Raw genomic sequence first — 3,907 nt, forward strand, 5'->3', positions numbered from 1 at the left:
GGTATTTTATATCTGGCAATCTTTCCTGTGCAGTACTCTTTGACCTCCTGTTCAGTCAGGGCAGCATCTTTTTCAAGTACGATCCATGCCATTAGTTCCTCACCATATTTCTCATCAGGCACACCGATCACGTACACGTCAGCAATCTTCGGATGTTGATGCAGGAACTCCTCAATCTCGCGTGGGTAAATATTCTCACCGCCACGGATAACCATGTCTTTGAGTCTTCCTTCGATATGCACATACCCTTCCTTATCGAATGAGCCCAGATCTCCGGTGTGTATCCATCCGTTATCGTCCTTGATCTGCCGGGTGGCTGTCGGGTTGTTGTAGTAACACCGCATTGCCATGTATCCCCTGGCACAGATCTCCCCAATCTCTCCTTTCTGGACAATTTTTTTGGTCTCTGGATCCACGATCTTAAGTTCTGTATGTGGAAAAACACGGCCCACTGTTGTAACCCGCTTTTCTATGGGATCTTTAGTGGTGGTCATGGTTACACCTGGTGAGGTCTCAGTCTGCCCGTAGACGATGACTACTTCTGACATGTGCATCTTGGTAGATACCTCTTTCATGACCTCGATTGGACATGGCGATCCAGCCATGATCCCGGTTCTGAGTGATCTGAGATCATACTTGGCAAATTCAGGGTGCCGCAGTTCAGCGATAAACATGGTGGGCACTCCATGGACCGCAGTGCACCGTTCTGCTTCAATGGTCTTGAGAACCTCTTCAGGATCAAATGTCGGGGCTGGAATAACCATCGTTGCTCCGTTTGTTGTACATGCCATATTTGAGAGAACCATTCCAAAGCAGTGATAAAAGGGAACCGGGATGCAGAGCCGGTCTTTTTCAGTAAAGCCCATACCCTTCCCGATCATGTACCCGTTGTTCATCACTCCATGATGGGTGAGAACAACTCCCTTGGGGTATCCTGTTGTTCCTGATGTATACTGGATATTGATAGGGTCATCGAAGGTAAGGGATGCTGCACGCTCCTCAAGTTCCTCTGGGCTTATTGACTCACCGCGTCTGAGCAGTTCACTCCAGCTGTACATGCCGTTGTAGGGAATTTCTCCCATGAATATTATTGTCTTAAGGAATGGGAACTTCTCAGATAAAAGCCGTCCTGGCCGTGATTCATATGCCTCCGGGCAGGCTTCATAAAACATTCCGACATAATCTGAGGTTTTGAACCGTCCCTGGAGTATGAGTAATTTAACCTCTGACTGCTTCAGGCAATAATCAAGCTCAAATGTCCGGTATGCGGGATTTATGTTCACCATGATCGCCCCGATCTTCGCGGTTGCGAACTGGACCATGGTCCATTCGGCATAGTTCATCGCCCAGATACCGACCCGGTCACCTTTGTTGATGTCCATTGCCATGAGGCCACGGGCAATACGGTCAACCTCATTCCTGAACTGACGATAGGTGAGACGAACGTTCTGGAATGGCGCTACTAGTGCCTCAACATCAGGTTGTCTGGCACAGACCTGATCCAGCATCTCTCCGATAGTTGCTCCCATCAACGGGAAGTCAGCTGTTCCGCATGAGTAACTCAGCTCAGGCGCTTTTTGATCAGCCATTGCATAGTACTAAACAGTGCGGAGATTTATCCCTCGCGTCAGAGGGTATGGCCATAGATGATCATAAGTCTTAAGTGAGTTGATGAATTACCTATACGAGCACACGGGGTCGTGGCCTAGTCCGGCATGGCGACAGGCTCCAGCGGTCTTTGTATTCCGGCAGATGATGACAAATGGGTCTTCTGATTTAGTGATGATCCGTTGGAGCACTGATGCTTGGGAGCATAACGGAGAGACCTGTCGATCGTGAGTTCAAATCTCACCGACCCCACGTTTTTGAAACCACTCTGCAACTAATTCTGTAATTTTCAGATTTATCTCTAGATATTGTCATGATTTTTTCTGGCGACAGGTGTCTTATAGATCATTCGCTGATATATACGCGGAAGGAATACAGATGTATCTCATAGGCGAAGCACTCATAGGTGACGGTGCTGAACTGGCCCATATCGACCTCCTTATCGGGGATAAGAATGGCCCAGTCGGTACAGCGTTTGCCAACTCACTCTCCCAGTTGTCAGCAGGACACACCCCTCTTCTCGCGGTTATCAGGCCGAACCTGCTTACCAAGCCCGCAACACTGGTTATCCCGAAGGTAACCCTGAAGACCGGTGCCCAGGTTACCCAGATGTTTGGTCCCGTTCAGGCTGCAGTCGCTAAGGCTGTTGCAGACTGTGTCGAGGAAGGTGTCTTCGCCGGGCAGGATCTTAATGATCTCGTCATCCTGGCAAGTGCGTTTCTGAGTCCAGAAGCTAAAGACTACAACAGGATCTACCGGTATAACTATGGGGCAGTCAAACTTGCTCTGAACCGTGCATTTGAGCAGTTCCCTGATGAAAAGACTCTCATTCATGAGAAGGACCGTGCAGCTCATGCTGTTATGGGATTCAAGGTTCCAAGGCTGTGGGATCCGCCATATCTTCAGGTTGCGCTTGATATTGTTGATCTTGGCAAACTGAAATCTGTCCTCTCGGCACTGCCTGAAAATGATCACTTGATCATTGAGGCTGGAACGCCACTCATCAAGAAGTTCGGCCTCAATGTGCTCAATGAGATTCGGGCCGTCAAGCCGAATTCTTTCATCGTTGCGGACATGAAGATTCTTGACACCGGGAACCTTGAGGCAAGGATGGCAGCAGATGCCTCTGCAGATGCAGTGGTGATGTCAGGTCTTGCTCCGACAAGCACTATTGAGAAAGCAATTGAGGAAGCACGCAAGACCGGTATCTACTCAGTCATTGATATGCTCAACGTGACTGATCCAGTAAGCCTGATCAAGGGCCTTGCAGTCAAGCCTGATATCGTAGAACTTCATCGTGCTATTGATGCTGAGTCTACTGCATATGCATGGGGCAACATCAAAGAGATGAAAGCAGCAGCCGGCGGAAAACTTCTGGTAGCAACTGCCGGAGGTATCCGGGTACCAGTAGTCAAGGAAGCCCTGAAGTCAGGTGCTGATATCCTGGTTGTCGGTCGGGCAATCACCGCAAGCAAGGATGTTCATCATGCAGCTGAAGAGTTCCTTGAACAACTGAACAAGGAAGAGATCGATCAGTTCAGAATTATGACCGATTTCTAAAAATTTTTTATAACCGCTCCGCGGTTCTTTTTGGTTCTCTTTTTTGTCCCTTGGTGGTTTTATTATTAGGACGATCCAGTTTTCTCGATAATATTATCGATCTCTGTAACGAGTTCCGGTCCGATCCTGGTTTCTGATTATGTTTCCGGGAGGGGGGTTACTGCTCTTCCTGACACCATCGCGTGTGTGTTCACGAAGTATGTTTTGAACCGGGAGCCGGAATCTGAACTCTATTAATGGGGATATTAAGTAAGGGACGGCATGCAACTTCGCGGGTGGCTGGTTCTGGTCTTACCGGCGGTATGATGTCCTTTGGATCTTATGTGGTTGGAAACAGCACGATGAGATCTTCAGGATTCGTATCCGGGAACATGACGATTCACGACTTTGTGAAATATGGGGGGAGATTATGATCTGGGAGATTGTAAGCAGGTTTCTCGGCGGTGCAACGGGGATCAACGGGATAACTGCTATCCTGGTGTACCGTCAGTACCTGAAACTCGCTTCTGAATTTATGGAGTTCGCTGCCCTGGCGGTAACATCCATCCAGGAGCAGGAAGACGAGTCGGTTACGATTGATCCGCTCGCTCTCGCAGCTACTTCGATGGATCATATCAGTCAGTTATCCGGACTGCTCAAGTGGGTTCGGCTGTAGGTTAATTGGTATTGAGTCTCGGCAAAATTTTTTCAATCCCTCCCTTCTTTTTCCTTTCTTCACATAGTCACATCGGTAATGAAG

4 protein-coding genes and 1 tRNA gene are annotated in these 3,907 nt (G+C 48.6%); 4 read left to right on the forward strand and 1 reads right to left on the reverse strand.

Annotated elements, in window-relative coordinates:
• Positions 1–1,589: AMP-binding protein (locus VN429_RS03460; RefSeq protein ID WP_325629830.1), on the reverse strand; the 1,589-nt coding region annotated here is incomplete at its 3' end.
• Positions 1,590–1,694: 105 nt separating this feature from the next.
• Between VN429_RS03460 and VN429_RS03465 the strand changes: the two genes are divergently transcribed.
• From VN429_RS03465 to VN429_RS03480, 4 genes are all read left to right on the forward strand, one after another.
• Positions 1,695–1,860 (forward strand) — tRNA-Trp (locus VN429_RS03465).
• Between the two features lie 126 nt (positions 1,861–1,986).
• Positions 1,987–3,168, forward strand: a complete 1,182-nt coding sequence (locus tag VN429_RS03470) for a bifunctional 5,6,7,8-tetrahydromethanopterin hydro-lyase/3-hexulose-6-phosphate synthase (protein WP_325629832.1) — start codon at positions 1,987–1,989, stop codon at positions 3,166–3,168.
• A 236-nt stretch (positions 3,169–3,404) separates the two neighbouring features.
• Positions 3,405–3,581 (forward strand): hypothetical protein, encoded by a 177-nt coding sequence (locus VN429_RS03475; protein ID WP_325629834.1) that lies wholly within the window; start codon positions 3,405–3,407, stop codon positions 3,579–3,581.
• Complete coding sequence (locus VN429_RS03480) at positions 3,578–3,823, forward strand: hypothetical protein (RefSeq protein ID WP_325629836.1); 246 nt, start codon at positions 3,578–3,580, stop codon at positions 3,821–3,823. Before VN429_RS03475 ends, VN429_RS03480 begins: the two co-directional genes overlap by 4 nt.
• The last annotated feature ends 84 nt before the right edge of the window (positions 3,824–3,907 follow it).

The sequence above is a fragment of the Methanospirillum sp. genome, from assembly GCF_035560735.1.
GTDB lineage: Archaea > Halobacteriota > Methanomicrobia > Methanomicrobiales > Methanospirillaceae > Methanospirillum.

Coding starts and splice junctions, on each gene's coding strand:
- VN429_RS03470 (WP_325629832.1), top strand. CDS start 1,987: ATGTATCTCATAGGCGAAGCACTCATAGGTGACGGTGCTGAACTGGCC.
- VN429_RS03480 (WP_325629836.1), top strand. CDS start 3,578: ATGATCTGGGAGATTGTAAGCAGGTTTCTCGGCGGTGCAACGGGGATC.
- VN429_RS03475 (WP_325629834.1), top strand. CDS start 3,405: ATGGGGATATTAAGTAAGGGACGGCATGCAACTTCGCGGGTGGCTGGT.